Genomic DNA, 26,195 nt, shown 5'->3' on the forward strand with positions numbered 1-26,195 from the left:
CTCGCGGGTAATCTCCTCGCGCGCGGTGCGGACCGCCTCACGAGGAGCCTCATGGAGTCTGACTCCCTCAATCCGGCAAGCCTGCTCCCCGGGACGCGAATCGGCCCGTGGCGTCTGCTGGAGCAGCGCGGCCGGGGCACCTACGGCGTCGTCTACCGCGCCGTGCACACCGAGCCGCAGGACTCGGGCGCCGTGGCCCTCAAACTGGCCCTGTACCCGGGGGATGCGCGCTTCGCACGCGAGGCCGAGCTTCTCTCACGCATCCACCACCCCGCCGTCCCCCGCCTGCACGACCATGGCCACTGGCAGCCCCGCGAGGGCGTGTCCTACGCCTGGCTCGTCATGGATTGGATTGAGGGCGTGCCGCTCTACGAGTGGTCCCAGGCCCAGCGCCCGTCTTCACGGCAGGTGCTTCAGCTCCTGGCCCGGCTCGCCCGAGCGCTGGACGCCACGCATTCGGCCGGAGGCGTCCACCGGGATGTGAAAGGTGGCAACGTCCACGTCCGGCAGACAGATGGTCAGCCCTTCCTCATGGACTTCGGCTCCGGACACCATCTGGGGGCTGCCACGCTGACGCGGCAGCCCTTTCCTCCCGGCACCCAGCTCTACCGCTCGCCCGAGGCGTGGCACTACGTCCTCCGTTCCCGAAAGCCCTCGGCGGTCCCTTATGCTCCGGGGCCCGCGGATGACCTCTTCGCCCTGGGTGTCACGGCCTATCGACTCGTCACCGGGAAGTACCCACCGGCGCCGCACCCGGAGGAGGAGGACGCCTGGCTCTGGCGCCCCGAAGCGTTGGAGCACTGGACGGCGCGAGTCATCAACCCCCGCTGCATTCCGGAGCTGAGTGCGCTGGTGTCCCGGATGCTCGCGCCCCGCCCCGAGGCGCGAGGAAGCGCGCGGGAGGTGGCGGAAGCGCTGGAGCAGGCTGCGCGCAGTGCAGGTCCTGAAGCCGAGGTGCCTCTCTTCACGGGAGAAGAGCCGCGGCCCGTGGGCCTCTTTCCCCTCCCCCAGCGCGTCACGGTGCGACGCCCTCCTCGCATGCGCAGGTGGCCCTGGGTCGCGGCCGCCGGCCTCGGAGGCACACTGGCGCTGAGCGCCGCAGGGGTGCTGAGTGTGAGTCGCTCCGAGGAGCCCGCGACGCCTCACCTCGCGGAGCGGGAAGAGTCAGAGGATGGCGGCACCGTGGCCGTTGGGGACTCCGCGCTGACAGCGCGGGTGGCGCCCGAGCGAGCCCCCTCCGTGTGGTCACCCATCGCGGTAGACCTGCCATCGAAACCCATCCCAGGGCAGCGGCGCCCGGACGGCAACGGCCGCTGTCCCGGCAAGGTGCAGGTCGCAATCAATGGCGGTTGTTGGAGGAAGCTGTCCGTGGACCTGAAGGACTGTGACGAATGGGACGGCTTTGAATACAAGGGTGCGTGCTACCAACCCGCCATGACTTCGCAACGCCCTTCCACCTCGGCCCCCGCGAATCGAGACGACAGTCCATAGCCAGAGAAGTGCTCCCCCGCCCCTCCCTGGATGAGCCCGGGGAGGAGCGGCGGCACCGGCAGCGCGGCTATTGCCTGCCGAAGCGCTGACGGTACTCCGAGGATGTGATGAACCCATTGACGACCTGGCGGTAGTCGCTGCGGTTCAGGACATCCAGCCACCAGGAATGCTCCGACGCCGTCGGCTGACGCCGCAGGAAGTTCGTGTAGCAATGGGTGATGAAGGCGGCCTTGTAGTTCGGCGAGGCCGGGTTCAGGTCCGGGTCCTGCTGCCGGTTCTCCGACGACTCGAGCATCCCCTGGGCGATGAGGGCGCGGTAGTTGGCCAGACACGTGGCGTCCCCGTTACAGCTCCCCAGGATGTTCAGGTAGTAGGTCAGCCCGCTCGCATCCGCCGAGCGCGCGAGGACGTCCTGATACGTCTGGCGGACGAAGAACTCCGAGTGGTCGATGGCATTGGCGCCAACCCCCACGGCGTTCCATGCGGCGGTCACCGAGGCAATCTCCGCGGCGCTGTACCCAAGCTGCGCCGCCGCCTGCTCCGTCGCGACCTTGGCCTCGGCGAACCCGGCGAGCCTGTTGCCAAGAAGGTTCACCGTGATGGCCCGGTAGAAGACCTGCGCCGCCTTGGCGATGCCAATCCCCGTCACCTGGGTATAGGAACGGGCGCGCGGGTGCTTTCCTCCCTGGGCCAGCAGGTAGAAGGCCAGGTTCGGGATGCCCGAGCCCAGGTGGACCTCGACGAACGTGTCATAGGTCTTGTCGTAGTATTCGAACGAGCGACCGTCCTTCTTCGGGTCGTTCATGTAGCGCAGGGCATCTCCCGCGACCCCCGGCGTCCAGATTTCCTCGCCGGCCTTCCAGGTGTTGGCGCTCACGACCTGACCATCGCGGTACCACTCGCAGACGGCGCCCATGCTGTCGGCCATCGACTCGTTCAGGGCCCCCGGCTCCGCGTAGTAGTGGAGGTTCGAGGTGGCGTTGATGACCGCGTGAGTGAGCTCGTGCGCCGTCACGTCCAACGCGTTGGCGAAGTTGCCCCAGGTCACCCCATCGCCATCGCCATACAACATCTGCTGGGCCGTGCTGCTCCAGCCCGCATTCGTGTAGTTGGTCCCATAGTGGACCGAGCTGACAATCTTTGCCCCCGCATTGTCGTAGGAATCGCGGTTGAACAGGTTCTTGTAGCAGTCGTAGGTCAGCCCCAGCAGGTTGTAGTTGGTGTTGACCACCGCATCGGCGACCGCCGGGCCACCCTCCACCCGGGCGGTGGGGCCCGGGAGGACCGTGCCGTGGTTGAGGTCATGAATCTCCCGGTTCTTGAGCGTCTGGAGATTGGAAGCTCGCGCCACGATTCCGCCATGCATGGCGTCGACCACCACCTCCTCGTCCACGGGAGCACCGTCCTCGCGAACCCCGGCCACGTTCACCCGGTACACCAGCGAGAGCGCGTCCCCCGTCTTCCAATAGGCCAGCTGTGGACGCGCTCCAGCGTCGAGTGGCCCCACCAGCGAAGTGTCCTTCCTCGCCAGGGCCACGGCCTCCGTCATACCGAGTCGCGGGATGCGCGGTGCGTCCAGGTCGGCGCGAGCGCTTCCATGGACCGCATAGACGGCATCGTTTCGCGAGTGGAGGACGAGCCCTCCGCCTACCACCTCGAGTCCATGCTTGTGCTGCGCATAGACGTAGTGCCGATCTCCGATGTTGTCCGTCACGGCCTGTTGGAAGACCAGCTCCTCGGGACTCGCGTGGAACAAGGGCTCCAGGGCGGCGAGGATGGGCCGCAGCGCGACCTGCTCCGTCTTTTCAGAGCGGAGTTCCTTGCTCACGGCGATGTGGCCGAAATCCCCCTTCACGAACGTCGGAACGTGGGAGGAGTCGAGAGAGACCACCACGAGATTCTTCATCGCCTCGGCGCCGGGCGCCGCGACCTGTTGGGCGTCTCCCGCGCTCGTGGCTTCGTCTCCCAATCCCTGGCAGGACACGACGCCCGCCATGAGTCCCGCGACTCCCAGACCTCGAAAAAGACTGTTCATCGTCATGAAGTTCCGTCCTTGGTTGACCCGGTGAGCGCGGGGACTACCGCCCCGAGCCCGAGGCCATCGCGCCACTGCCCGCCAGCTCGACGACGCTGGCGGAGAACTCACCCTCCAGCCAGGCCTCGAAGGCACCGGGCTCGCTGCGAGCGCGGATGCGGCCCTTGGCCGTGCCACCCTCGGGGATGAGCGACACGGTGATGTCCTCAAGCGCGTACACCTCCGCGGGCCACGTGCGCGTCACCTTCAGCACGTAGCCCTTGCAGCCGCGCAGGTCCCCTGGCCTGTCCAGGTCCGTCTTCCCGCACGCCAGCGCGAGCGAGTAGACGGCCAGCTTCGCGCTGCCGCCACCCGAGGCCTCGCTGCGCACCGTGCCCAGCAGCACCACGCCCTCGCCGGGCGCCAGCGTGCGCGCGGCACGCATCAGCTTCTGCGGATCGCCCTGCCCCGTGCCGCTCTCCGCCGCCTTGAGCAGCTCGGAGGGGCGGATGTAGCGAAGCGTCGCGTCGCCGATGAGCGTCGTGTTGAGGACGAACTCCTCCTGGCTCCGCTCCCGGAGCACTCCCTTCTCGGGAGCCTCGAGGAAGCGCATCTCCACCGTCGGGAGCCGGGAGCTCCGGGCGGCGCAGGCCGAGAGGGTCAGGGCCGCCAGCGCGGCCGTGCAGCACAGTCGCGGATTCATGCGTGTCTCCTGGGTGTCTTCCGGCCTAGCGGCTCGCCGAGCGGTTCTTGATGCCGGGCGCCTGGTCCTCGGGCGCGAGCACGATGTCGATGCGGCGGTTGAGGCTCTTGCCCTGCGGCGACTTGTTGGAGGCGATGGGGCGGTACTCGCCATAGCCCGCCGCGGAGAGCTTGTCCGCGGCCACGCCCTGCTCCTGCAGCAGCCGCACCACCGCGAGCGCGCGCGTGGTGGACAGCTCCCAGTTGCTGGGGAAGGGCCCCTTGGGGTCGGTGGGCACGTCGTCGGTGTGTCCCTCCACCCGGATGAGCTTGCCCTGCACGTCCTTGAGCGCCTGGGCCACCTTGGCGAGCGCCGCCTGCCCCTCGGGGTTGATGGCCACGCTGCCCGACGAGAACAGGATGCGGTCCTTCATCTTCACCACGGTGCGGCCCTTGAGCTCCGACAGCTCGATCTTGCCGGCCTTGATCTCCTCCTTGAGGCTCTGCGCGAGCTGCTCGTACTGCGAGGACTTCTTCTCCAGCTCCTCACGGGCCTGCGCGAGCGCCTCGTCCGAGCGGGCCCGGTCCTTGCGCAGCGACGCCAGCTCCTCGTTGAGCTGCGCCACCTTCGCCTCCAGCGCCTTCACCTTGTCCGCCTCGTCTCCGTACTGGCGGCGGTAGTTCTCCGCCTCCAGGGACTTGGCCTCGAGCTGCGACTTCGACACGCCACAGCCCGCCAGCAGTCCCAACATGGCCAGCGACGCCAGTTTCCGGTTCAGGTCCATGACCCCTCCGTGCGCGAGTGAGTGCGGAACTCTTCGCATCGAAGCCGTGTGGGCTGAAACGGGCCCAAGTGCGTGCCACGGACGGAATGGCGCAACGCTGGCGCAGTCATTCAGCGCGACTGTGAGCCGTGTTCACCGTCTGGGACTGACGGTGAACACCGGGGAGCAGGTCTGACGACTCAGACGTCCCACGCGACGTCGAGGCTCTCGTGCCTCCGGACGGTGACGCTCTTCAGGAAGCCCGGCCGCTGCCCCGGCACGAGCCGGAGCCCCGGGAGACTGCGGAGCAGGGCTTCCAATGCCAGACGAGCCTCGAGCCGTGCGAGCGGCGCGCCGATGCAGAAATGGAGGCCCTGGCCGAAGGCGAGGTGCTTCTTCATGTCCGGCCGCCGGATGTCGAAGCGCTCCGGCTCGTGGAACCGGGCCTCGTCGCGATTGGCCGACGCGTAGACGATGCGGATGTGCGCGCCCTTGGGAATGGAGACGCCCCCAAGCTCCACCGGCTCCAGCGCGGTACGGAACATGGCATGCACGGGGGAGCTCATCCGCACCGCCTCCTCGACCGCGCCCGCGATGAGGCCCGCGTCCTCCCGGAGTGCCCGCCGTTGCTCCGGGTGCTCGAGCAGCAGCTCCACCGCGCCCACGATGAGGCCCGCGGTGGTCTCGTGCCCCGCGAAGTGCACCTGCATCAGCAGGCTCACGAGCTCCGCCATGCTCATGGACGGCGTCATCCCCTGTGCCCCGGTGACGATGTCGCTCAGCAGGTCTTCCCGGGGAGACGTCTTCCGCTCCTCGAGCGCCGAGGCGAGGTAGCGCTGGAACTCGACCACGCCGCGCGCGCACGCGACCTGGTGCTCGACGGGGCCATGCGCCGCGAGCACCGTGGACAAATCGTCGGACCAGCGCCGGAACCTGTGGGTGTCCGAGCGGGGGATGCCGAGAATCTCCGCGATGATGCTGCACGACAGCGGATGGGCGAACCGGAGGAACAGGTCCGCGCGCCCCTCGTGCCTGAAGGACTGGATGAGCTCGTCCACGAGCGAGCGGATGAAGGGCTCCTTCTCCGTGAGGCGCCGCCCGGTGAAGGCCTTGCTGACGAGGCTCCGGAAGCGCCCATGCGCAGGCGGGTCATTGTCGACGAGGCTTGGCACCAGGGGGAAGCCGTCCATCAGCGCGGCGACCACCTCCGGCGGCGTCGTCGCGGCGCCCACGGTGATGGACTCGGCGGACGAGAAGCGCGCGGTATCGGCGACCACGGCGCTGATGTCCGCATGGCGCGTCAACACCCATGAGCCAAGCGCCGGGCTGAAGAACACCGGCTCCTCGCGCCGAGCACGCGCGAGGAACGGGTGGGGGTTCTCGAGCTGGGGAGATTCGAGCGGCTGGTACTCGGACCCGAGTCCTGAAGCGGCGTGGGGCTTGGACATGCGTTCGCTGACCTCACTCAAAGGGTTTGTCGAGTGTGGTGCGGGCGCCCCCCACGCGTCCACCGGGCAGGAGACCTACGCCTTCACGAACGTCCCGTGGAAGCCCAGCGGCAGTGCGCGCGGCAGCACCGCCATGGCCACGGGGCCATCCTCCAGGTGCTCCGCGTCGAAGGCGGCCACGCGTGTCTCGGCGCGCACGCAGTCGAGCGACGTACCCACCAGCCAGCCTTGGCCCTCGCGCGCGCCAGACGGCACGAACAGGTGCTCCTCCGGGATGACGCCCGGACCGTAGTCGAAGCGCCGCACCCGGCCGGATTCCACATCCACGCGCCCGATGGCGCTGCCATGCGGCCGCGACGCGTCCGGGCCCTCCAACGTCACGAAGTGCACGCGCGCACGTTGCTGCAGGAAGCGCGCGTCCACCACGGGGAACTCCGCACCGTGCGAAGAAGGCGTGACGCGTCCCCTGCCCTCCCCCAGCGGCATTTCCACCTCCGCCAGCCGCGCGTGCTGCATCCCCGCCGCGCGCCCGCGCTTCATGGTGGCGACGTCCGTGTGCATGAAGTCCGCGTCCTCGTACCAGCACGCGTACGCGCGCACGCGGTCGCCGTCCTCCCATGCGTGGCCGAAGTGGAACACGAAGCCCGCGGGCAGCTCGCGCACCGTGACGCGCGAGAGGTCCGTCTTGTCCACCAGCAGCGCCGCCGTGCCGCGCGAGGGCTGCCAGGCCTTGGCGTCGAACCACGTGACACCCTGCTCTCCGTCCCACACGAGCGGCGCGAGCAGAATCACCAGGTGGCGCTCGGTCTGCGTGAACGCGTGCGCATAGCCGGGAAAGGGCGTTGGCAGGTGCGCCCACCGCAGCAGGCGCCCGCCCGCGTCGAAGTGGTAGAGCAGCAGCAGTCCCTGCTCGCTCGCATAGGGCGCGAGCCCGAAGTTCCAGTAGCTGCCGTCGCGCTCCGGCAGCGGGTGCGCGGAGAAGGGCAGCGACGCGAGCTCCGGAGCCCATTCCTTGGGCCCGCGCGTCTCCAGCGTCCGCGGGTCCAGCCGGTACGCGGACCCCGCCTCACAGAGCGCCAGCAGGTCGTCGCCCGCGGCGAGCACGGAGGTATTGGCGGGGTTGAACGCCTCGTTGCCGCGCACGCGCTCACCGCGGTGGATGGGCGTCTGCACGAAGCGGCCGTGGTGCGTCACGCCTCCCGAGCCGATTTGGAAGGCCTGCACCATGCCGTCGCCCATGAACCAGTGGGACAGCGGCTCGCCCGCGTGCTCCAGGCGAGCGGGGCCGTTGCGGTAGAGCGTGCCGTGCAGCGGCTCGGGGAAGCGCCCTCGCACGCGTGCGGCGACGGGCTCCAGCGCGTCCACCGTCAACGAGCGCCAGCCGAGCCCCCAGTCCGGGGCGGCAGCCGGTGTGGAGTTGGAGGGCTTCGGGCCCACGCAGCCGGCGAGCAGCGTGGCGGCAATCCCTTGCAGGAGTGAGCGGCGGTCCATGGTGCCCCCCTCAGAACACGTGGATGTCGAGGGTGGTGCCATCGGCGGCGAGCGTGAACTTCGCCTCGGCGAACTTCGGCCTACCGCGCGCTCCCACATTGTTGCTGAAGCCGTAGCCCTCCTTGGGGATGCCGATGAAGTTGGTGTCCAGCTTGCCGTTGCCGTTGGCGTCGTGGAACAGGCTCACCGCGTAGGTGCCGGGTGCGAGGTCGGGGAAGGTGACGGTGAGCGTGGGCCCCGTCACCTCCACGCGCTGCACGGCCGCGGGCTTGGCCTTGCCGTCGAACTCGGCGGCGTCCGTGGCGACGGAGATGTAGACGTGGCCCTTCGCCTCGCTCAGGCCGTCGAGCTTCAGCGTGAGGGTGGCGGCCTCGGCGCTGGCGCCGAGGAGGAGGAGGACGGGAAGGAGGAGCTTCAGGTTCATGGGGCGTCGCCTCGCGGATGTGGCGTGGATGCGAGACAGGATGGCGTGGCCCGTGCGCGTGCACATGTGCCGGAAGTCACATCCTCTTCGCCTCGGGCCCAGGGACCGGAAGGGTACGTCGAGCTCCTGCCCTGGCCGGGCCTGCCCCGCCCGCCCCGATTGCGCAATACCTCTGGAGGGTGAGGGACAGATTTTCAGTCTGCGTCTATGAATGGGGCGAACCTACGTGCACCCCCACGGGGTGCCTGGTCTTGGAGGGCGGATGTTCAATCCAGCGAATTTCAACACCCATGAGCTCGTGCTGAGGGAGCGGGTCATCTCTGCCCTCAACAGCTCGCTGTCCTTCCCCAAGGTCCTCGAAGCCGCACGAGAGCCCCTCCTCGAGTTCGCCCAGGCCGACGCCGCGGCCCTGTGCCTGATGCGCGTCACGCCTTCGCTCGCCTTCCAGTGGCACGTCCCGGGCCCCCGCATTCCCCTGCTCGATGAGGGTGTGTATGAACGCGTGTCCGCGCATGACTTCGTCCGGGGCCCCATCTTCGCCCGGCCCAACGTGGTCATCCGCGACGAGGAGATGCTCTCCCGCGAGGAGTACAATCACAGCCTCCTCTATCAACACAGCCGGGAGCTGGGGATGGGGCTGGATCGCGTCATGGCCATCCTCCTCCCCATCGGTCCTGATTACTTCGGCGCCTTCGCGCTCTACCGGACCCGCCATCGCTCCTTCGAAACCCAGTGCGCCACCGCCCTCTCCAGCATCACCGAGCATCTGATGAACTCGGTGCGCAACTGCGGCACCTACCAGGCCCTCACCACCAGCGTCGGGCTCCTCGATGAGCTCTACAGCCAGCCCGACACCGGCTTCCTCATCGTGGAGCCTCCCTCCCGCGTGGTGCAGCGCTCGCGACGCGCCGACCGACTCCTGGAGAAGTGGTTCACACCCTCTGACTTCGACTCCTGCGGGCTCCCCGAGATCTTCCGGACGCGGCTGAACGCCCTGGTCCGCATGGACGCGGACGCGAGGCTCGGGAAGAACGTCTGGGTCTCCCTCGTGCACGATGCATACCGCGTGGTCCGGTTCATCGAGCTGCCCGCCCCCGAGGGCCCCCGGCAATGGGCCCTCGTGATGAACGAGCTTCCCATGTCCATCCCGCTCCCCGTGGCGATGCGAAGCCAGCTCACGCTTCGCGAGGTCGACATCGCGAGGCACCTGCTCCGCAACCAGACCAACGAGCAGGTCGCCGAAGAGCTCGGGGTCACCTGCCATACCGTGAAGACCCACGTGCGGAACATCTTCAAGAAGCTGGGGGTCGACGACCGCGCCGACTTCCTCTACCAGGCCGCCCACCTCAACAAGCCCGTCTGAGGCAACACGCGCGCCGCCGCGTCCGGTAGGGATTGCCGCGAGCGACCGCATGGAAAGACGCCTCCCGAAGGCCAGGGTTCGAACGGAAGGCTCTCCCATCTTGCGTGCGGCTGTCTCTACCCCTCGAGAGTGAGGCGGGCCTGGACGGCGGAGCTCACGCCGTTCTCCAGCGCGTGGAAGCACGCCAGGGTGTCCGCCGGAATCTCATCGAGCGCGATGATGAGCGGCAGCGTGAACCAGTGGAAGTACGTGTCATAGAGCGGCTCCGCGATGAAGCGCGCCCCCAGCCTCCTGGCGAAGAGCGCCGGCGCCCTGGGCAGCCGCAGCCCGTCCAGCCTTCCCTGCGCCGCCCTTGCCCGCTCCTCCGGCGTGTAGAAGGGGCTGCGGGGCTGCGCCGGAGCCTCCCGCGGGTCGGGCACGTCCACCCGCCAGCGCGGGCTCAGCAATCCCTTGCTGGCCGCCACCTTCCACGACAGCAGCGCGTCCTCGCGCGAGTCCGTCTCCAGGTTCGCGGACGCAATCCAGTGTGTCACCCCGCGCCGCCGGCTCTCCGCGTACATGCCCGCCTGCAGCCACGTGGCGGCCTGCGAGTGGCGCCACGACTCCAGCACGCACAAGCGCGAGGGCTCCGCGAACACCCTCCCCGGCTGGAGCAGGCCCGAGAGGTCCACCCGCTGCTCCAGGTCGAGCCCCACCGTCCCACCCTGGCTCGCCGCCAGCTCCGGGTTGGGCAACAACAGTCGCAGCGTCGCCACGGGCTCGGCGCCGGCATAGACGAGCACGTGCACCGTGGTGTCGAGCGTGTCGAGACAGGTCACCTCCCGCCGCGACGGCGTCGTCCGTTCGTTCATCAAGCCCAGCTCTCCGCCAAAGACAGCCCAGCGGATGCGAGCCGCGTCATCGAGCTCCCGCTGGGTGGTGGCGACACGCCAGTGCCAGTGCCTGCACGTCATGGGTCCTCTCCCGGTAGCGAAGCAGGGCCGGTGTCTCACCGCCCTCGCACGTTCTTTCGTCGCCGGAGACCCGAGTTCGAGCCCGGCGACGGTCCCCGCGAGCGGCGTGTCATCGGCTTGTGGTACGCGGGAGCCTTCCCCTGGAGACTCCCCATGCAACTTCGCACTCTTGCCCTCGCCAGCCTCACCGCGCTCGCGGCCTGTTCCAGCGCCACCGACACCGAATCCGCGGAGGAGACGGGCGTCAGCACCGCCGCGGCGACCACCACCCGCCTCTACGCCTCGGTGGGCGACAACGAGCTCAGCTTCGAGACGCTCGGCACCTTCGAGGAGCGTGACGGCGTCCGCGCCCTCATCATCCACGCCACCGCGAACCGGTACCTCGCGGACGTGTTCAGCTTCATCCCTGACGACATCTTCGGCGACGCGCACATCATCAGCGAGCGCCGGTTCGAAATCGTTCTCCACGAGGGCTACGAGCTCAACACCGTGCTCTCGGGCCTGCCGCTCTTCGTCAAGGTCACCACCAACACGGGCACGCCGCGCTCGTACACCGCGCGCATCGTGATTGCCCCCCGCTTCTATGACTTCCGCGGCGACAGCGAAATCTGGATCGACGAGGCGGTGAACCCCGTCTACGTCCTCCAGGGTGGCACCAACCTCCTCTACCGCGGCCACGCCTCCGTGTCCGACGGGTACGTCGACTGGCTCTCCGTTACGGCGCCGGACGGTGCCCCGCATGTCGATGGCCATCCCAACTTCCGCCTCGACTGGACGTACCCGCTGCTGCACCAGGCCATCGATCCGCACACCGTCCCCCTCACCTTCGGCGCGGGCGCCGATGACGGCGTGGCCTATCAGAAGACGGCGCGCCTCGTCGCGCGCGTGACGGAGCTCGCGGTCACCGACGGCGACGCCTACGAGGTCTGGCCCGCCCCGGACTGCGACCCCGCCGTCTACACCTGCTACCACTCGAAGCCCGCGGGCACGACGGACTTCAGCCAGTGTGGCACCTATCGCCAGGTGCTGCGCTGCACCTACCAGTGACACCGCGGGCCTTCTGCAATCACTCTCGTTCTGGTAGAGATCCGCACTGTCGGCAAAAACCGACTTAACCGACAGAGCGGAGAATCGAAGCCATGAAGAAGCTCATATTCCTGAGCCCGATGCTGATGGTCTGGATGGCCTGTGGAGCGCCCGTGGAGGAGCGCTCGGACCTGGCGACCCAGGAGCAGGATCTCGGCGCCTTGTACACCTGCGGTACCCAGTGCCCTTCGGGCTACTACCCCCAGTACACCACCGTCAACTCGGCCTGCGCGGCCCTGGGCAGCGTGCAGACCTACTGCCTCTCGCTCCCCGGCGGCACCACTCCGTATTACACGTGCGGAACCGCCTGCGCCTCGGGCTACTACCCCGCGAACACCAACTACAACTCGGCATGTAGTGCGGGCTTCGGCAGCGTGCAGACGTACTGCCTCTACCTCAACAGCACCGCCTATTACACGTGCGGAACCACCTGCGCCCCGGGCTACTACGTCCAGAACATCAGCTACAACCCGGCATGCAGTCAGGGCTTCGGCGGCGCTCGGGCCTACTGCCTCTCGCTCTAGCAGGCCTTCGTGAAGGCCCTGGGGGTCCCCCGCCCCGGTGGGGGACTCTCCATGCAACCTCAACGAGGAATGAGGCAGGAGTGTTGGTGCGCGTCGAGCTGCCTGCCCCACCGCTCGACGAAGGCCCTCTGCAGCGTGCGTCCGGAGGCGAAGCAGAAATAGGCCTCGCGGCTGAGATAGGAGAAGGTCATCGAGTAGCGGTCCACCGTGGTCGGCGGGGAGGCCCGGTGCAGGCAGCGAGCGGTGTCGCAGAACACCGCTTTGTGAAACTCATAGGGCATGGCCGCGGGACACTCAGCACGGAGCGAACCGTGGGCAAGTGGGCAGTGTCTGATTCCGTGCTCGCGAACCATTCGTGCCCTCCGCAGTGACGCGGGTCTGACACAGCGGTTCTCTTATTTGCCATGGGCCTCCTCATCCGCTTCCGGAGGCCCCCTTCGTCCGGGGCATGCGGCCCAGCGACGGCTGCAGCACCGGTGCATTTCGAGCCAGGAAGTCCCACAGCCGGCTGGCGACCGGCCCGTGCGGACGGTCACGCCGTCGCGCTGCCACGAGGTCCTCGACCACGCCGGGAAAGTGCCGTCCGGCGATGGACAACAGGCGTCCGTCCCGCAACTCGGTTTCGATCATGAACCGCGGCAGATGTCCCCACGCCATGCCGTGCAGGACCAACTCCTTCTTCATGAGCTGGTCCGGCACGGAGCACTGAGGCGCGCCCTCGACCAGGAAATGACCCTGTTCGGGAGGATGCCGCGCCGAATCCCGAAGCACGCACTGGGTGAAGTCCTGCAGCTGCCGCGGCGTGATGGCGGCCGTCGGCGGGAAGGGCAAGAACCCCGGCGCCACCACCGGCACCAGCGCGACGCGGCCCAGCTCAATCCACTCCATCCGGACGTCGTTCTTCGGCAAACGGTGCACGACGAGGTCGGCCTCGTCCTCCAGCAGCCGCTCCCATGGGCCACTCACCGCCTCGAAGTGCAGATGCAGCCGCGTCTGCGGACACCTCGCGAAGAAGCGACTGAGCAGCCCCAGCACCGGCGGCAGCGGACACAGGTCCCCGAGCACCACGCGCAGCTCCGCCTCCTCGCCCATCGCGAGCTGACTGGCGTGCGTGCTCAGCTCTTCGGCCTCGCGCAGCAGCGATAGGGCCTTGCGATGGAAGGCCCGCCCGGCCTCGGTGAGGCGCACGCGATAGCCGGAGCGATCCAACAGGCTCAGGCCCAGCTGGTGCTCCAGCTTGGCCACCGCCGCGAACACCGACGGATGCGAGCGGTGCATCCGCTCGGCCGCGGCCTGGAAGCTGCCGCCGCTCACGACGGCGTCGAAGCACTGCAACTCATGGAGCGTGAAGGCGGACATTGTCGGACGAACCTACAGGGTTTTTCCAAACTATGTAGTGTCTCTCCAGCGGCCCGGCTCCTATGGATGAGAGCGTCCTCTTCACCTTCCTGGAGCCGACATGGAATCCCAGCCCCTCTCCTTCATCACCACCGGCGATGGCGTGCGCATCGCGTACCGCTTCGACGGCGCGCCGGAGAAGCCGGTGTTGTTGCTCTCGAACTCCATCGGTACCGACCTCCACATGTGGGACGCCCAGGTTCCGGCGCTCACCGAGCACTTCCGGCTGCTGCGCTACGACGCGCGCGGCCACGGCGCCTCCGGCGCCCCCTCCGGTCCGTACTCGATGGACCGGCTGGGGCGCGACGTGGTGGAGCTGCTGGACGCGCTGGGCCTGCAGCGGGTGCACGTGCTGGGCCTGTCCCTCGGCGGATTCGTCGCGCAGTGGCTGGGGATTCATGCGCCGGAGCGCGTCGACCGCCTGGTGCTGTCCAACACCGCCGCGAACCTCGGCCCGGCGCGGCAATTCGACCGCTCCATCGCCGAGCTGCTGGCGGCCCCCGACATGCAGGCCGCCGCGGAGACGTTCCTGCGCAACTGGTTCCCGGCTCCCCTGCTGCGGGCGAACGACGAGGTCGTCGGGGCGTTCCGCCGCACACTGCTCGCCACGAAGCGAGAGGGCGTGGCCGGCAGCTGGGCCGCGGTGCGAGACGCCGATTTGCGCCGCACTGTCACACTGATTCGCAACCCGACGCTGGTCATCGCGGGTGAGCACGACACCGTCACATCCGCCCGTCATGGCGAAGAGCTCGCCTCCGCCATCCCCGGCGCGCGATTCAAGGTCCTGCCCACCGTGCACCTGCCGAACGTCGAGCGCCCGGCGGAATACCTGAACGCCGTGGTGAGCTTCCTCACGGCTCAGGTCTGACGACGCAAGACTGAGGGTTCTGGCTCATGGCCGGAGGCGTCAACTGCAAAATTTCACTGGCGCGCCAATTGACCCATCACTCAATAAGTATTTCACCCGACATACCGTCAGTAAACAGATCGCTAGAGTCCGCCGCGCAGTTCACACGGAGGAGCTCCATGCTCTCGTTAGCAGTTCTCGCGGTGGTGACAACGGCCCTGCCACCCGGATTCATTGTGAGTCCAAACAATGGCTCAACCTATTCCTTTTCCTCCACCACGCACGGCCCGATCCAATTCTCGGCGTGGGTCAGTACGCCAGCCAGGGTCTATTTAGAGGTGCTCAAAGAGCCCGGGCTCGACCCGACCCAGAACAGCAACTGGACCGTGTTTGACGTGGCGATTCCAAGCACGACTCCCTACTACTGGAACTCGAACTCGCCCGACCCGCTCTTCTATGTCTCCAAGCAGATCGTCCCGGTCCGCGACGCCTCGGAGTTGGCGCGCTGGCCCATGGGCAAGCTGGGGAAGATACGAGCCCGCCTCGACGTTCCGCCGGATGCTCCCATCCTGAGTTTCTTCGACGCGGATACCGTCAACGGCTGTTACAACGCCAACGTCCAGGCGAAATGGCAAGATCTTCTGACGGCGTGCGCGTCACCATTCTCACCACTCACTCTCGTGTCGTCCTGGTCCAACCCAGCGAACATCTACGCGGGGGTCAACACGTATGACTATCTGGGCAAGAAGTCGGACTCGACCACGACCGCGACAGACCTCTATTACACGACCTTCTCCCTTACGCATCTCCCCTTCACCCTGGCCGGCTTCAAGACACTGTACGGCTTCCCCACCAATGAAGTGACCGCCGTCTACTATAATCATGCCGATCTCGGGTTCGGGCGCGAGATGCACTGCAAGTCCTTCGACGTGCTCTTGCAAACCAACAAAGGCGTGGCGTGCTACGTGAACAACTACGGCACCTATTCAGGGCAGCCAGCCTTCCCCGCGGATCCAGGATCCGCGGTCGCCCTGGCCCACAGCGGGAATGGCCAATTCGCGACCGTGGCGATGGTCTACACGCCGCCCAATGGCCCCAACGCCATCAAGTTCGTCGTGTATAACGCCGCGGGAAACCGGGTGAACACGGCTCAGCTCGAATCCACGGGAGCGCACAAATCCATCCCCAACAACTGCATGGCGTGTCACGGCATCAGCTCCCAGGTTTCCCAGGTCGGGAGCCCGTTGCTCATCACCGCCAGTCAGGATACCCGGTTCCTCCCATTCGACCCCTATTCCTTCATCTATCGGAGCCAGGCCGACTTCACGGCGCAGTTGGAGAACTTTCGCCGGCTGAACGCGCTCGTCGAGCTCACGCCGCTCACGCCAGCGACCAGCCAGTTCCTCAAGGGCCTCTACGGAGGAAAGCTCCCCTCGGCAGCCACCTCGGCGGATACCACCAACGCGTTCGTTCCTCCCGACTGGAACACGACGAGGGCCGACCGGGCGGTCTACGAGGGCGTCGTCAAGCCGCACTGTCGGGGGTGCCACATGACGAGCACGTCGCCCTATCTCGACTTCGACAGTCCGAGCGATTTCTACCCCTCGCCCGCATGCAGCGCCCACGCGATGCCGCACGCGGAACATACGCTCCGGAACTTCTGGAACAGCGGCGCGCGCGCATATCTGACGCAGAGATACAATCTCACGAATTTCTGCTCACCGTGAGCCGGCGAGGACTCTCTCCTCTCCACGCGGCGCAGGCCCCCAAAGCCTGACGACCTCGAGGCGCCGTCGAGCTTCTCGACGCGCGCCTTTCTTCGCCGCTGCGTCGCCGGAAGAAGCGCCAGCGTCCATCGCGGACGCACGGCGCCTTCCAGCAGCACGCCTCTTCCAAGGCGCGCCGCCGTGGCCCACCTCGAGGCGCTCATGGCACACACAGTGCATCACCCTGGCGGCAACCCCCTCCCAGGATGGTGCTTTCCATGAAGCGCGTCTCCTATTTCGAGCTCCTCTCCAGGGTCACGCCCGCCCAGTCGGCGTTGAGGGCCTCGGAGTCAAACCGGCTGTTCGCGGAGAGCCCTCGCAAGCATCCCAAAGAGCTCGCGCCCTCCGTGCAGGCGCTGGCCGAGTACGTGAAGCGCCCGGAGAACGACTTCCTCCGCATCTACATCGGGAGCATGCTGGACGAGGCCAACCAGAAGAATCCGCTCAACATCAAGACGCCGGCTGACTTCTTCCAGCAGCTCGACAACGCGCTCTACAGCCTCCCGAAATACGACTCGAACTTCATGGCCGCGCTGCCGTTCTACACGGTCCTGCAGCCCTTCATGGAGAACAGCTACGGCTGGGCCTTCTTCACCAACGAGGCGGTCCGGCCCTACTTCGCCAAGATCCTGAAGGCATATCACGCGAGGCTGGAGACGCCCGCCTCTCTCGCCTACCTGAACGACTCCTATGGGAATTGGCTCAGCGCGGATGCCAGGCAGTACCTGAGCCTGGACGAGTACGTCTACAACCCCGACGCGCCGCACGGCGGCTTCAAGTCCTGGAACGAGTTCTTCATTCGCAGGTTCAAGGACATCAACGCAAGCCGCCCCCTGGCGCCGGACCCCACGGGGAAGGTGGTGGTCAGCCCCGTGGACGGGCAGGTCTGGAAGATCTCCAAGCAGGTCCAGCGCGAGGCCTCGTTCGACATCAAGGGCGAGCAGTACTACCTCACGGACCTCCTCGCCGAGCCTCCCGACAGTCCCCTGCTTCAGCCCTTCGTCGATGGGCTGGCGGTGCAGATCGTCCTGATGCCCTTCAACTACCACCGGTGGCACTCGCCCGTGACGGGCAGGATCAAGAAGGTGCGGACGGTCCCGGGCTTCTTCTTCGCGCAGCCGGCCCCGAACCAGGACTACGCGTCATCGTTCCCCTTCCTGAGCCACGTCAACACCCGGACGATTGTCTTCATCGAGCCCGAGAATCCGGCCATCGGCGAGGTCGCCGTCATCTTCGTGGGGCTGACGGAGGTGTCCTCGTCCACGGCGACGGTCAAGGAGGGGGACTCGGTTCAGCGAGGAGACGAGATTGGTCACTTCGCGTTCGGCGGATCGACCTGCTGCATCCTGTTCGACCGGTCGAAGATTGCCTCTCTCTCCATCACGGACAACGCCTCGCTGAGCGACGGCGGCAGCGGGTCTGGTGAGAAGCTGGATAACGTCGTGATGGTGAGACAGCACATCGCGCTCGCGCTGTAGCAGAGGCCTCGGCTTCCCCCGAGAAGTGAATCACCCAGGGAAACATCACCATCTCGCTTGAATAGACAACCAGCACACAGGACGAATCTCATGACAAAGCTTGTCTTCCCCGCCATCGTCGGCTCGGTGGCCATCATCGGCGGGGCATGCTTCGCCACGTCGAGCCCGACGAAGAACTCGACGACAGAGCAACCCACGGTCGCGGTCGCGGTTCCAGCGAGACCTGGAGCCGTGACTGGGACAAACCAGAACTCGGACGAATTCATCTGGCGCCTGCTCGCCCAGTTCGCGGCGCCGGTGAATCCCTCGCAGCCTTCGCCGGTGGTGTTCGAGACGTGGGCCTCTGACGCCGACGTCTTCTCGACCACGCCTCACTGGCCCGGCCTGAACGAGCCGAAGAAGTTCCAGCGGAGCGTGCTCCAAAGGGAGTCGACCGGGACGGCTGGCCCCATCGACGTCAAATGCGCCACACCCGGAAACGCTCCGGTCGGCGGGTTCCCGACCCACGGCACGCCGACACCGTGCATCGCCGAGGAGGTGAAGCGGAACCGCCCGCAGTTCGACTACATCGTCAACAACAACCTCAACACGCAGGACGGGCTGAAGGCCGCCTACGCGAAGAGCTTCAAGGTCGCGATGCCGACGGAGGCCATTTCCGTCAAGGGCGACTGGGTTCCCGTGCAGACGCTGCTGCAATGGCTGCCGTCCCTGGGCAGCATCGCCAACATCAAGAAGCTGTACTACACGAACACCTCCGAAGGGGTGGACTATGCCCTGGTCGCACTGCACGTGAGCAGCCGGCAGAACACGAACTGGGTCTGGGGAACCTTCGAGCATCAGATGAACCCCGGCCGCTGCGACGACATTGGTTGCTACGACACCTTCGGCGCGACGAACCCGGCCGTTCCCCCCAACCGGACGGCCGTCAACACGCAGTACGGCGCGTGCGACAAGACGCCCCAGCTCAAGGCCGTGATGACGCAGGCAGGCCTGTCCGCGGTCTGGGACAACTACTGCCTGAAGTCGACGATGGTGGACTACACCGCCCCCGACGGCACGCCCTACGCGCTGGGCAACTCGGTCATCGAGCGAATCGTGGGGAACGGGACCGTGGCCGCCTCGTCCTGCATCGCCTGCCACGTCTACGCCTCCTTCGGGGCTGACGGCCAGGCGACCTCCGCGGCGCAGGCGATGCTCCCCTACAACCCGACGGGCAAGCCCATCCCCGCCGTGCTCGACGGTTCGCTGCAGTTCGACTTCATGTGGGGCGTCCTGCTGGCGCCGCCTCCGCCGAAGGCGAAGTGACCCTCCTCCGGGCGGCGGGTGCAGCGGACCGGCTCGCCGCCCTGGGAACAGTTCGTCAGGCGCGCTCATCCCCGATGAAGCTCAGCCCCCACCGAGCCTCGGGATAGAGTCGCCTCATGCGCGTCTCCTTCGTCCTTCTCTCCACAACAGTGCCCCTGGATGGCGAAGCCATCTCTCGCAGCCACCTCGAGCTGTCTCCCGAAGCCACGCGGCTCGTCCCGGAAGAGACGCAGGAGGAAGGCATCACGTGCCTGCGCCTGCAGGACGACTCGGGAGACGTCATCCTCGCGCCCGTCCCGGTCGCCATCGCGACGGGCGAGGTCGAGGCGGCAGCGGCCCTGAGCCTCGCGTCCTTCGCGTCGATGCCCGAGCTCGCGCCGCATACCGCGCACATCATCGTGACGTTCAGGGACGAGGCCCGGCGCGCACCGGCCGCCGAGGCGCTGGTGCTCGCCCAGGTGACGGCGGCCGTGGCGCACGCCACCGGCGCCGTCGGGGTGTACTGGGGCATGGGCCACGTGGCGCATCCCGCCGAGTTCTTCATCGATGCCGTGCGCGACCTGGAACTCCCCTTGCCCGGGCTCACCGGCCTGAACATCGTGCGCGACAGCAAGGGCCTGAGCATCCTGGGCGTGGGCATGGAGCAGTTCGAACTGCCGAACATGCTCGTGCTCGCCGACAAGGCCGAGGGCGGCGAGGCCATCCAGTTCCTTTTCGACATGCAGGGCTACGTCCTCAAGCGCGGGAAGGCGCTGCCGGACGGCGACACGGTGGGACGCACCGCCGAGGAGCGCTTGCAGGTGCGCTACGTGCCGTCCCCCGCCGACGCCTCCGCGCAGGTGGTCCAGGTGGACATGCGCAAGCCCGGGCTCTGGGCGCGCGCACGCAAGTTCCTCCAGAACTGAGATGACGTGCGGAGCTCCATGAGCCGGAGCCTGCTATTCGCCGCAGGCGCCGCGCACCCCTCTCAAGGCGCGGGCAGCTCGGCCACCTCGATGGTTTCGTTCGCGGACGGCCAGCCGATGCCGGGCACGTCCACGCGGAACCGCGCCAGCATGGCGGGCGGTGGGCCTCCCCAGTACGGCGACGTGTCGTGCATGAAGTCGCTCGGCCGCCACATGGCGGGGTAGTCCACGAGGTAGCGCACCTGGCGCTCGCGCATGTACGCGAGCAGCTGGCCACGCTTCAGCGCGCGCGCCGCGTCCTCGTTCACGACGCCGTCCAGGTTCACGACGGTCTGCTCGCAGACATAGCCGATGATGCCGGAGTTGAACGCGCCCACCACGGCGTCCCTGGGAAGGCGGTCGGCGGCGGCCTGGCCCGCGGCCAACATCTCGCGCTGCCAGGGGTAGCTGTGGTGGCCCTCTGTCGCGCGGGTGCGCTCCAGGTCCCGGCCCAGCGTCACCGCGCCGAGCCCCAGCGCCACCGCCGCCACGGTGGCCGCCAGCCGGGGCGTCGCGCCCGAGGGCATCAGCAGCCGCGCGAGCACCGCGGGCGCCAGGCACACTCCCAACGAGGCCGGGATGAAGTACCAGGAGCGCGGCAGCCACCGCACGTAGCCGTGGATGAAGTGGAGCGCCAGGAGCCCCACCACGAGTCCGCCGAGGATGGCCGGCGCGGCCAGGTCCTCCACGGTAAGGGGACGCGAGCGCCGCAGCGCCACGCGCCCCACCAGTGCCAGGAGGATGGCACCGGCGCAGAGCCAGAAGAGCTGCACCTGGGGCGGGCCGAGCGCATTCTCCGTGAAGCGAAGGGCCTCCCGGAACACGTCCCACCCGTGCTGGCGCGCCTGCTCGGGGAGGGCCCCGGGATGGAGGCGGCTCCAGTTCGCGTGGAACAGCCACGGCACGGCGGTGGCGCTGCTCTGCAGGAGGGAGCCCGTGCGCAGCCAATTGACCAGGCTGAGCGAGGCGACCGCGGCCGCGGAGCCTCCCGCCACCAGGGCCGCGTCCCGCCACCATGAGCGCCGGGCCAGCAGCACCGCGCACGCGGGGGCCACCACCACCAGCGCATCCGAGCGGGCCAGCAGCGTGAGGACGAGCAGCCCCGTCAGCTCCACCGCGCGCCGGCGGCTGGGAGCCTCCACGTAGCGCACCAGCCCCAGCACGCTCGCGGCCACGGCGGCGAGCGCCAGGGCCGTCTCCAGGCCGTTGAGGGACTCGCGGACCACCCAGGGATTCACCGTCAGGCACGCGCCGAGCGCCACGCCCACGTCCCAGCGCCGGGTCCACGAATAGGCGATGCGCGCGACGAGCACCGACGCGAGCGCCATCAGCCCCGTGGCCAGCCACAGCGAGGCAATCACCGGCTCGGTGCTGCCCGCGGGGAAGAAGGCGAACAGCGGCAATATCAATCCCAGCCACAGCATGTGCAGCCCCGTGGCCGGGGCCGTCCCGTCGAACGTCACGCCCTGGCCGGACCAGACCCGGTGGGCAATCTCGAAGTAGTAGAAGGCATCGTCCGGCAGCACGCCGGACACGAGCTCCGGCAGGCCCGAGTGCAGCCAGTTCCAGCGCACCGCCGCGGAGAGCGCGAAGGCACCCACTCCCAGCGCCGCCAGGCCCAGCCACCTCCGGACCCGCTCGAATCTCACCGGTCCGCCTGCCTGCATCTCCTGCATTGCCGCCTCGTGCTGTCGCCGTAAGGGGCGCGGAGGCTACCAGGAGGGGGACGTCGAGCCCAGGAGAGGTGCGGTGGGCGAGGTCTCCTCTGCCGCGGTCCTTGCGCACGGAGACTTCGCGGCCGCGCAGCGTCGTCTCCTTCAGCGCGGCGATGACGTGGTTGGCATCCGGCGCCGCGCCGTGGAGCGGCCGCACGGTGATGCCGAGCGCCTCGCCATGGCGGTGGATGGACTTGGAGACCTGCCTTGCCAGCTCGCGAGCCTGCGCCGTCGCGAATGGACAGTGCCCGGCCGCGCGCGGCCGACCGAGCGCACCGCCGCCTGCTCGACGTGAACAGCCAGGCTCTGTCGCGACGCCCAGGGCCCTGCAGGCGGACGTGCCCCGGGAGGGACGCAGGCCCTCGACAAAGACATACATCACACAGAGGCGAGACCCACCCGTCCCGAGTCGCACCGGCCCCACACGGATGGGAGAGAAGGCACGCACCCTGCGCTCCTTAATTTCCGGAAACATGAACTGTTATTTGTTTACAGCCCTGCGAGCTTTCTGCGGCAGGGCCGTAATCACCCAGGACAGTCCCCCATGAACAGACATCTCGTTTCCGTCCTGGCCGCAACGGCTCTCGCCGCTGTCGCCTATGGTGCCCCCGCGTCGGCCCAGTCCCGCACACCCTGGCAGATGCATCAGGGCCTGGAGGTAACGCAGAGCAATCCCCTGGGACTGGTGCAGTTCTCCTGCACGCCGTCACGCAATGGAGACCCGTGCGAGTACGACGTGGCGACAATCCCTCCCGTGGGAGACCCGGCCTGGGCCCCCGCACCGGATGGGGAGATCATCGACTTTTCCGTGTATCCGTCGAACGTGTGTAGCGCGCCGGTCGCCTGTCTGGCCTACGGCGACTTCACCTATTTCCAGACATTCGTTCGGATTCCGGCCGACTTCGTCGTGACGGAATTCAACATCGTCTTCGACGGCATGGACGACGGCTCGCGGGTGTCCATCTTCAATTCCAGCTATCCGAACGGAATCGTCATCCCTGGCAGCTACGTGTATCACAACGAGTGGGGCACCGCGAACCTGGGCTCCTACGTGCGAGCCGGCGAGGTGAACCGGGTGGTCGTCACCCAGGTGGATGACTGCTGCATCCACAACCAGATGGACAACGCGTGGGTACGGCTCAATGGCCACCCCGTGGAGCTGGTGTCGGGCCCTCCACCGGAGCTGACCATGTGCAACATGCCCCGCTATACCAACGTGCCCCTGCGGAAGATCTGCGCCTGGGTGCACGCGAACGATGAGGGCGCTCCGATCGCCAACGTGAGCCTCACCATCGACCATGACGCACCCATCACCCTGTCGCCGGACGAGAGCGGTGGCCACGCGGTCGTCTGGATGAACCTGTCCGAGGGCACCCACGACATCCGCATCACCGCGACGGACGAGCATGGCCAGGCCACCATGCAGCAGAAGATCGTGACGGTGGACCTGACTCCTCCGGTCATCTCCGTCCTGTCCCCCACCAGTGACGAGGTGAGCCCCACCCCCGTGGTGGACATCACCACCCACGTGCAGGACGCGACGCCCACGAGGGTCGTCACGCAGTGGGTGCAGTCCTCCGAAGTGGAGAGCGGCACCGGCACGGTCACCCACACGGTGGACCTGGTGAACTGGGGCTGGAATGAGGTGCTCATCTCCGCCACGGACGCGGCCGGCAACATTGCCGAGGTGAACCACCTGGTGCACGTGGCCGACTGAGGCGGCCCTCACCCCACCCTCGTCCCCAGCCGCGCGGAGGTACAGAGAAGGATTCCAGTCCAGGCCGTTGATGCTGGCATGGGTCAATCCTTCTCGTCCCTCCGCCGGTGGCTGGGGGCCCTGGTTCTCGGCGGGTTCACTCTGGGGAGCCTGCCCGCGCACGCAATCTGTCCGGCGCCAGTGGGTGCCTCGCTGCGCATCAAGACCTGGAACCTCAACCTCCAGGTGGCGCCCAACAACACGGAGGCCAACTACGGCAGGCCCCATGTCGAGCGGGCGAAGGACATCGCGAAGCAGATCCTCGCCGAGGACCCGGACGTCGTGGTGCTCAACGAGGCCAACGAGGACGCCGCGCGCGACGTGCTGGTGAAGGAGCTGTCCGGACGCTACCCGAACTACATCTACACGCTGGACGAGCACGACACCGACAACGACAGCGGGTTGATGCTCTTCTCCAGGTATGGCTTCTCCGCGCTGGACACGACCGTCAACACCGAGGGCTTCCAGGAGACGTGGCACGACGGCGCCTACGACGAGAACATCGCGAGCTGGGACATCTACTCCAGCGACAACACCAACGGCGCGGACGCGTGGTCCAACAAGGGCTTCGCGCTGGTGCGCATCGTCAACGAGTGTGATGGCCGGCTGCCGTTCAACGTCGGCTTCACCCACATGCAGTCCACCAGTCCAGGTCCGGGGGCCTGGCGCTGGTACGAGGACTTCGACGACCGCCGGGGCCAGCTCCACACGATTCGCAGCATCATCGAGCGGTCCATCAGCGCGCCCAACCGCAACGTCCAGCCCATCTACGTCCTGGGTGACCTGAACATCAACGGCAGCCGCCACCACGAGAGCCCCAACCGCCCGCCCTACGTCCCCGTCTGTGGCTACGGCCCCATGGGCAACCTCTCCTGCGACGGCGACCCGGACCTGGACGCGGTGGTGTGGCAGCCGTTCACGGAATGGCAGAACACCTTCCGAGACACCAGCAGCGACCATGGCGGCTTCTGGGCCTGCCAGAACGCCCCCTGCACCTACGACCCCGACAAGAGCGACGGGACGTTCCTCGTCGACAGCTGGGCCCATGAGACGTCGCCGCTGGACGTGGGGCAGACGCACTCGGCGTCCAACGATGGCGGCGCCACCGAGTTCACCGGCCCCACCGACGGCGAGCGGCTGGACTACATCCTCCACAACAAGCCCGTACCGGGCGGCGCCAACCATGAGCGCGAGTACTGCACCCAGCACCTCACCCGCGCGGTGCGGGGCCGGGAGCTGTCGGACCATCTCTCCGTCACCATCGACGTGAACCGGGCGGCGCCACGGTGCAGCCCGCACCCGCGCAAGGTGGACGACGCGAACAACCCCACGCCCGGCGTCACCCACCCGAACGGGCCCGAGCCGGTGGTGTTCAACCTCGCGGACCCCAGCTCACCACTGGCGAGGACCGTCACCTTCTCGGATGGCCTGCTCACCTTTCCCGGCAGCATGCAGTGGTACGTGCTGGACCAGGCGGAGCCCTTCCGGGTGACGGTGACGGGCTCCCGCGTGAGCTGGATGGTGTACCAGGGCAGCGACCTGTCCCGGCCCCTGGCTCCCTTCGACGGCGAGTGCCAGGAGGTGAAGGAGACCCGAAGCTTCCAGTGCACGTATCCCGCGCCCAGGCCTCCCTACTTCGTGCGCGTCTTCGCGGTGGACACCCGGGCGTCGGACCCCAACGCGAAGCCGGACCGCACGGTGGGGAGCGTGCCGTACACCATCCAATTCCACCGCTTCGACTGCGCGTCCCCCGCGGAGGCCTGCCCGCTGGAGCCCGCGGTGGCCGTGACGCGCCAGTGGCCCGACCGGCGCCTCAATGCCAACGACACCCTGTACTTCAAGTTCGTCACCGCGCACGACCGCTTGAACGAGCCGCCGCGCGTGACGTTCCACGTCCAGACCTCGCTGCCTCCAAAGTCGACGGACCCGGTGGTGTTCAGCCCATCGCCCTTCAACGCCGAGCTGGCGGACAGGTTCGACAACCAGATTCCGAGCGGCATCAAATCCGCGGAGCCATGGGCGGCCAACACGGAGGGCTACGTGCAGGTCCACACCGCCAGGCCGGGGGCCTTGCCTGGCAATGCGTACCAGCTCCCGGAGAAGTACCTGCTGCGAGTGATTCGAGACCTCGAGTACGTGAGCAAGCCGGCCGACCTGAAGGTCTGGTTCGAGACGTCGCTGAGCTACTTCCATCCGCTGCAGATTGCCTGTCAGGTCGAGGAGACGGACCTGGGCGGCGACGACATCTGGACGCGCTTCGTCTTCGACGGGCCCAACGAGATCTCCAAGTGCCGCGAGTCCACCGGCCCGGCGTACCTCGACTGCTATTGGGTGTCCCGCATGTATGACGGAGACGGGTCCCCGGACGCCACGAACGAGATGTACGACGGCTCGCTGTTGAGCGAGGCGGGAACCGGCGACCCGAACCGGACCCTGCCGCACGCCCTCACCGGTGCCTTCCTGAAGAGCGTGGTGCCCAACCTGTGGCAGGACGGCGAGGGAATTGGCGGAGAGCAGTACCTCCAGCCCAGGCCCGATGTCCTTCGCATCAAGCCGCTGTCCCCCTCGCTCGCGGACAAGGACGCGGCCCCCGGGAAGTACACCTGGCGCGCGGACGACGACGAGTACTGGTACGACATGGTGTACCGCCTGAGCCACTCCCGGCCCGCCTGCCACGTGGGCCCGAACGACGGCTGCCCCTCGGGCACGTCCTGCAAGGCGGGGAAGTGCCAATGAGCCCTCCACGC

The 26,195-nt window shown here is 67.7% G+C and carries 22 protein-coding genes; 12 read left to right on the forward strand and 10 right to left on the reverse strand.

The features are described 5' to 3' along the window. Positions 1 to 51 precede the first annotated feature (51 nt). Complete coding sequence (locus ACVTJA_RS29365; RefSeq protein ID WP_465824618.1) at positions 52 to 1,491, forward strand: serine/threonine protein kinase; 1,440 nt, start codon at positions 52 to 54, stop codon at positions 1,489 to 1,491. A gap of 67 nt (positions 1,492 to 1,558) precedes the next feature. Here the strand turns inward: ACVTJA_RS29365 and ACVTJA_RS29370 are convergent, their stop codons facing one another. The 6 genes from ACVTJA_RS29370 to ACVTJA_RS29395 form a co-directional block, all read right to left on the reverse strand. Then, entirely contained in the window at positions 1,559 to 3,487 is a 1,929-nt protein-coding gene (locus tag ACVTJA_RS29370) for a M4 family metallopeptidase (protein ID WP_465824620.1), read from the reverse strand. 82 nt (positions 3,488 to 3,569) lie between these two features. Beyond that, on the reverse strand, positions 3,570 to 4,208 hold the full coding sequence (locus tag ACVTJA_RS29375) for a hypothetical protein (RefSeq protein WP_465824622.1): 639 nt from the start codon (positions 4,206 to 4,208) through the stop codon (positions 3,570 to 3,572). 25 nt (positions 4,209 to 4,233) lie between these two features. Next, complete coding sequence (locus ACVTJA_RS29380; protein WP_465824624.1) at positions 4,234 to 4,971, reverse strand: OmpA/MotB family protein; 738 nt, start codon at positions 4,969 to 4,971, stop codon at positions 4,234 to 4,236. 179 nt (positions 4,972 to 5,150) lie between these two features. Continuing rightward, on the reverse strand, positions 5,151 to 6,398 hold the full coding sequence (locus ACVTJA_RS29385; RefSeq protein WP_465824626.1) for a cytochrome P450: 1,248 nt from the start codon (positions 6,396 to 6,398) through the stop codon (positions 5,151 to 5,153). Between the two features lie 75 nt (positions 6,399 to 6,473). Continuing rightward, positions 6,474 to 7,889 carry a carotenoid oxygenase family protein gene (locus ACVTJA_RS29390; RefSeq protein ID WP_465824627.1) on the reverse strand — a complete coding sequence of 472 codons (1,416 nt, stop codon included), beginning with the start codon at positions 7,887 to 7,889 and terminating at the stop codon, positions 6,474 to 6,476. Between the two features lie 10 nt (positions 7,890 to 7,899). Then, on the reverse strand, positions 7,900 to 8,313 hold the full coding sequence (locus ACVTJA_RS29395) for a DUF2141 domain-containing protein (RefSeq protein ID WP_465824629.1): 414 nt from the start codon (positions 8,311 to 8,313) through the stop codon (positions 7,900 to 7,902). A gap of 262 nt (positions 8,314 to 8,575) precedes the next feature. Between ACVTJA_RS29395 and ACVTJA_RS29400 the strand changes: the two genes are divergently transcribed. Beyond that, on the forward strand, positions 8,576 to 9,676 hold the full coding sequence (locus tag ACVTJA_RS29400) for a helix-turn-helix transcriptional regulator (protein WP_465824631.1): 1,101 nt from the start codon (positions 8,576 to 8,578) through the stop codon (positions 9,674 to 9,676). Positions 9,677 to 9,792: 116 nt separating this feature from the next. On the opposite strand, the gene ACVTJA_RS29405 is transcribed toward ACVTJA_RS29400, so the two are convergent. Continuing rightward, the gene (locus ACVTJA_RS29405) at positions 9,793 to 10,629 is read right to left on the reverse strand and encodes an N-acyl amino acid synthase FeeM domain-containing protein (RefSeq protein ID WP_465824633.1); all 837 of its coding nucleotides are present in this window, start codon (positions 10,627 to 10,629) and stop codon (positions 9,793 to 9,795) included. Positions 10,630 to 10,782: 153 nt separating this feature from the next. On the opposite strand from ACVTJA_RS29405, the gene ACVTJA_RS29410 reads away from it, so the two are divergent. After that, positions 10,783 to 11,676, forward strand: a complete 894-nt coding sequence (locus tag ACVTJA_RS29410) for a hypothetical protein (RefSeq protein WP_465824635.1) — start codon at positions 10,783 to 10,785, stop codon at positions 11,674 to 11,676. 92 nt (positions 11,677 to 11,768) lie between these two features. Beyond that, positions 11,769 to 12,239, forward strand: coding sequence for a hypothetical protein (locus ACVTJA_RS29415; protein WP_465824636.1), 471 nt, complete (start codon positions 11,769 to 11,771; stop codon positions 12,237 to 12,239). Positions 12,240 to 12,298: 59 nt separating this feature from the next. Here ACVTJA_RS29415 and ACVTJA_RS29420 read toward each other — a convergent pair whose 3' ends face one another. Together ACVTJA_RS29420 and ACVTJA_RS29425 are read right to left on the reverse strand one after the other, a co-directional pair. After that, a complete protein-coding gene (locus ACVTJA_RS29420; protein WP_465824638.1) occupies positions 12,299 to 12,520 on the reverse strand; it encodes a hypothetical protein in 222 nt (73 codons plus the stop codon). 133 nt (positions 12,521 to 12,653) lie between these two features. Further along, positions 12,654 to 13,598 (reverse strand): LysR family transcriptional regulator, encoded by a 945-nt coding sequence (locus ACVTJA_RS29425; RefSeq protein WP_465824640.1) that lies wholly within the window; start codon positions 13,596 to 13,598, stop codon positions 12,654 to 12,656. A 100-nt stretch (positions 13,599 to 13,698) separates the two neighbouring features. Here ACVTJA_RS29425 and pcaD point away from each other — a divergent pair, with 100 nt between their 5' ends. The 5 genes from pcaD (at position 13,699) to ACVTJA_RS29450 (ending at position 19,938) form a co-directional block, all read left to right on the forward strand. Next, on the forward strand, positions 13,699 to 14,505 hold the full coding sequence (gene pcaD / locus ACVTJA_RS29430; protein ID WP_465824641.1) for a 3-oxoadipate enol-lactonase: 807 nt from the start codon (positions 13,699 to 13,701) through the stop codon (positions 14,503 to 14,505). Positions 14,506 to 14,663: 158 nt separating this feature from the next. Next, on the forward strand, positions 14,664 to 16,211 hold the full coding sequence (locus tag ACVTJA_RS29435; protein WP_465824643.1) for a hypothetical protein: 1,548 nt from the start codon (positions 14,664 to 14,666) through the stop codon (positions 16,209 to 16,211). A 257-nt stretch (positions 16,212 to 16,468) separates the two neighbouring features. Further along, positions 16,469 to 17,728 (forward strand): phophatidylserine decarboxylase associated domain-containing protein, encoded by a 1,260-nt coding sequence (locus ACVTJA_RS29440; RefSeq protein ID WP_465824645.1) that lies wholly within the window; start codon positions 16,469 to 16,471, stop codon positions 17,726 to 17,728. Positions 17,729 to 17,818: 90 nt separating this feature from the next. Beyond that, a complete protein-coding gene (locus ACVTJA_RS29445) occupies positions 17,819 to 19,033 on the forward strand; it encodes a hypothetical protein (RefSeq protein ID WP_465824646.1) in 1,215 nt (404 codons plus the stop codon). A 116-nt stretch (positions 19,034 to 19,149) separates the two neighbouring features. Beyond that, on the forward strand, positions 19,150 to 19,938 hold the full coding sequence (locus ACVTJA_RS29450; protein ID WP_465824647.1) for a DUF4261 domain-containing protein: 789 nt from the start codon (positions 19,150 to 19,152) through the stop codon (positions 19,936 to 19,938). A gap of 62 nt (positions 19,939 to 20,000) precedes the next feature. Here the strand turns inward: ACVTJA_RS29450 and ACVTJA_RS29455 are convergent, their stop codons facing one another. Next, a complete protein-coding gene (locus ACVTJA_RS29455; RefSeq protein ID WP_465824650.1) occupies positions 20,001 to 21,653 on the reverse strand; it encodes a hypothetical protein in 1,653 nt (550 codons plus the stop codon). A gap of 73 nt (positions 21,654 to 21,726) precedes the next feature. Between ACVTJA_RS29455 and ACVTJA_RS29460 the strand changes: the two genes are divergently transcribed. From ACVTJA_RS29460 to ACVTJA_RS29470, 3 genes are all read left to right on the forward strand, one after another. Continuing rightward, complete coding sequence (locus ACVTJA_RS29460; RefSeq protein ID WP_465824651.1) at positions 21,727 to 21,987, forward strand: hypothetical protein; 261 nt, start codon at positions 21,727 to 21,729, stop codon at positions 21,985 to 21,987. A 249-nt stretch (positions 21,988 to 22,236) separates the two neighbouring features. Then, positions 22,237 to 23,409: a hypothetical protein gene (locus ACVTJA_RS29465; protein WP_465824655.1), complete on the forward strand. Its 1,173-nt coding sequence runs from the start codon at positions 22,237 to 22,239 to the stop codon at positions 23,407 to 23,409. A 78-nt stretch (positions 23,410 to 23,487) separates the two neighbouring features. After that, positions 23,488 to 26,184, forward strand: a complete 2,697-nt coding sequence (locus tag ACVTJA_RS29470; RefSeq protein ID WP_465824659.1) for an endonuclease/exonuclease/phosphatase family protein — start codon at positions 23,488 to 23,490, stop codon at positions 26,182 to 26,184. Positions 26,185 to 26,195: the final 11 nt, after the last annotated feature.

It is taken from the genome of Pyxidicoccus sp. M6 (assembly GCF_055568925.1).

Bases quoted from the DNA above. Each gene is read 5' to 3' on its own strand.
- ACVTJA_RS29365 (WP_465824618.1), top strand. From the start codon at position 52: ATGGAGTCTGACTCCCTCAATCCGGCAAGCCTGCTCCCCGGGACGCGA.
- ACVTJA_RS29370 (WP_465824620.1), bottom strand. From the start codon at position 3,487: ATGGCGGGCGTCGTGTCCTGCCAGGGATTGGGAGACGAAGCCACGAGC.
- ACVTJA_RS29375 (WP_465824622.1), bottom strand. From the start codon at position 4,208: ATGAATCCGCGACTGTGCTGCACGGCCGCGCTGGCGGCCCTGACCCTC.
- ACVTJA_RS29380 (WP_465824624.1), bottom strand. From the start codon at position 4,971: ATGGACCTGAACCGGAAACTGGCGTCGCTGGCCATGTTGGGACTGCTG.
- ACVTJA_RS29385 (WP_465824626.1), bottom strand. From the start codon at position 6,398: ATGTCCAAGCCCCACGCCGCTTCAGGACTCGGGTCCGAGTACCAGCCG.
- ACVTJA_RS29390 (WP_465824627.1), bottom strand. From the start codon at position 7,889: ATGGACCGCCGCTCACTCCTGCAAGGGATTGCCGCCACGCTGCTCGCC.
- ACVTJA_RS29395 (WP_465824629.1), bottom strand. From the start codon at position 8,313: ATGAACCTGAAGCTCCTCCTTCCCGTCCTCCTCCTCCTCGGCGCCAGC.
- ACVTJA_RS29400 (WP_465824631.1), top strand. From the start codon at position 8,576: ATGTTCAATCCAGCGAATTTCAACACCCATGAGCTCGTGCTGAGGGAG.
- ACVTJA_RS29405 (WP_465824633.1), bottom strand. From the start codon at position 10,629: ATGACGTGCAGGCACTGGCACTGGCGTGTCGCCACCACCCAGCGGGAG.
- ACVTJA_RS29410 (WP_465824635.1), top strand. From the start codon at position 10,783: ATGCAACTTCGCACTCTTGCCCTCGCCAGCCTCACCGCGCTCGCGGCC.
- ACVTJA_RS29415 (WP_465824636.1), top strand. From the start codon at position 11,769: ATGAAGAAGCTCATATTCCTGAGCCCGATGCTGATGGTCTGGATGGCC.
- ACVTJA_RS29420 (WP_465824638.1), bottom strand. From the start codon at position 12,520: ATGCCCTATGAGTTTCACAAAGCGGTGTTCTGCGACACCGCTCGCTGC.
- ACVTJA_RS29425 (WP_465824640.1), bottom strand. From the start codon at position 13,598: ATGTCCGCCTTCACGCTCCATGAGTTGCAGTGCTTCGACGCCGTCGTG.
- pcaD (WP_465824641.1), top strand. From the start codon at position 13,699: ATGGAATCCCAGCCCCTCTCCTTCATCACCACCGGCGATGGCGTGCGC.
- ACVTJA_RS29435 (WP_465824643.1), top strand. From the start codon at position 14,664: ATGCTCTCGTTAGCAGTTCTCGCGGTGGTGACAACGGCCCTGCCACCC.
- ACVTJA_RS29440 (WP_465824645.1), top strand. From the start codon at position 16,469: ATGAAGCGCGTCTCCTATTTCGAGCTCCTCTCCAGGGTCACGCCCGCC.
- ACVTJA_RS29445 (WP_465824646.1), top strand. From the start codon at position 17,819: ATGACAAAGCTTGTCTTCCCCGCCATCGTCGGCTCGGTGGCCATCATC.
- ACVTJA_RS29450 (WP_465824647.1), top strand. From the start codon at position 19,150: ATGCGCGTCTCCTTCGTCCTTCTCTCCACAACAGTGCCCCTGGATGGC.
- ACVTJA_RS29455 (WP_465824650.1), bottom strand. From the start codon at position 21,653: ATGCAGGAGATGCAGGCAGGCGGACCGGTGAGATTCGAGCGGGTCCGG.
- ACVTJA_RS29465 (WP_465824655.1), top strand. From the start codon at position 22,237: ATGAACAGACATCTCGTTTCCGTCCTGGCCGCAACGGCTCTCGCCGCT.
- ACVTJA_RS29470 (WP_465824659.1), top strand. From the start codon at position 23,488: ATGGGTCAATCCTTCTCGTCCCTCCGCCGGTGGCTGGGGGCCCTGGTT.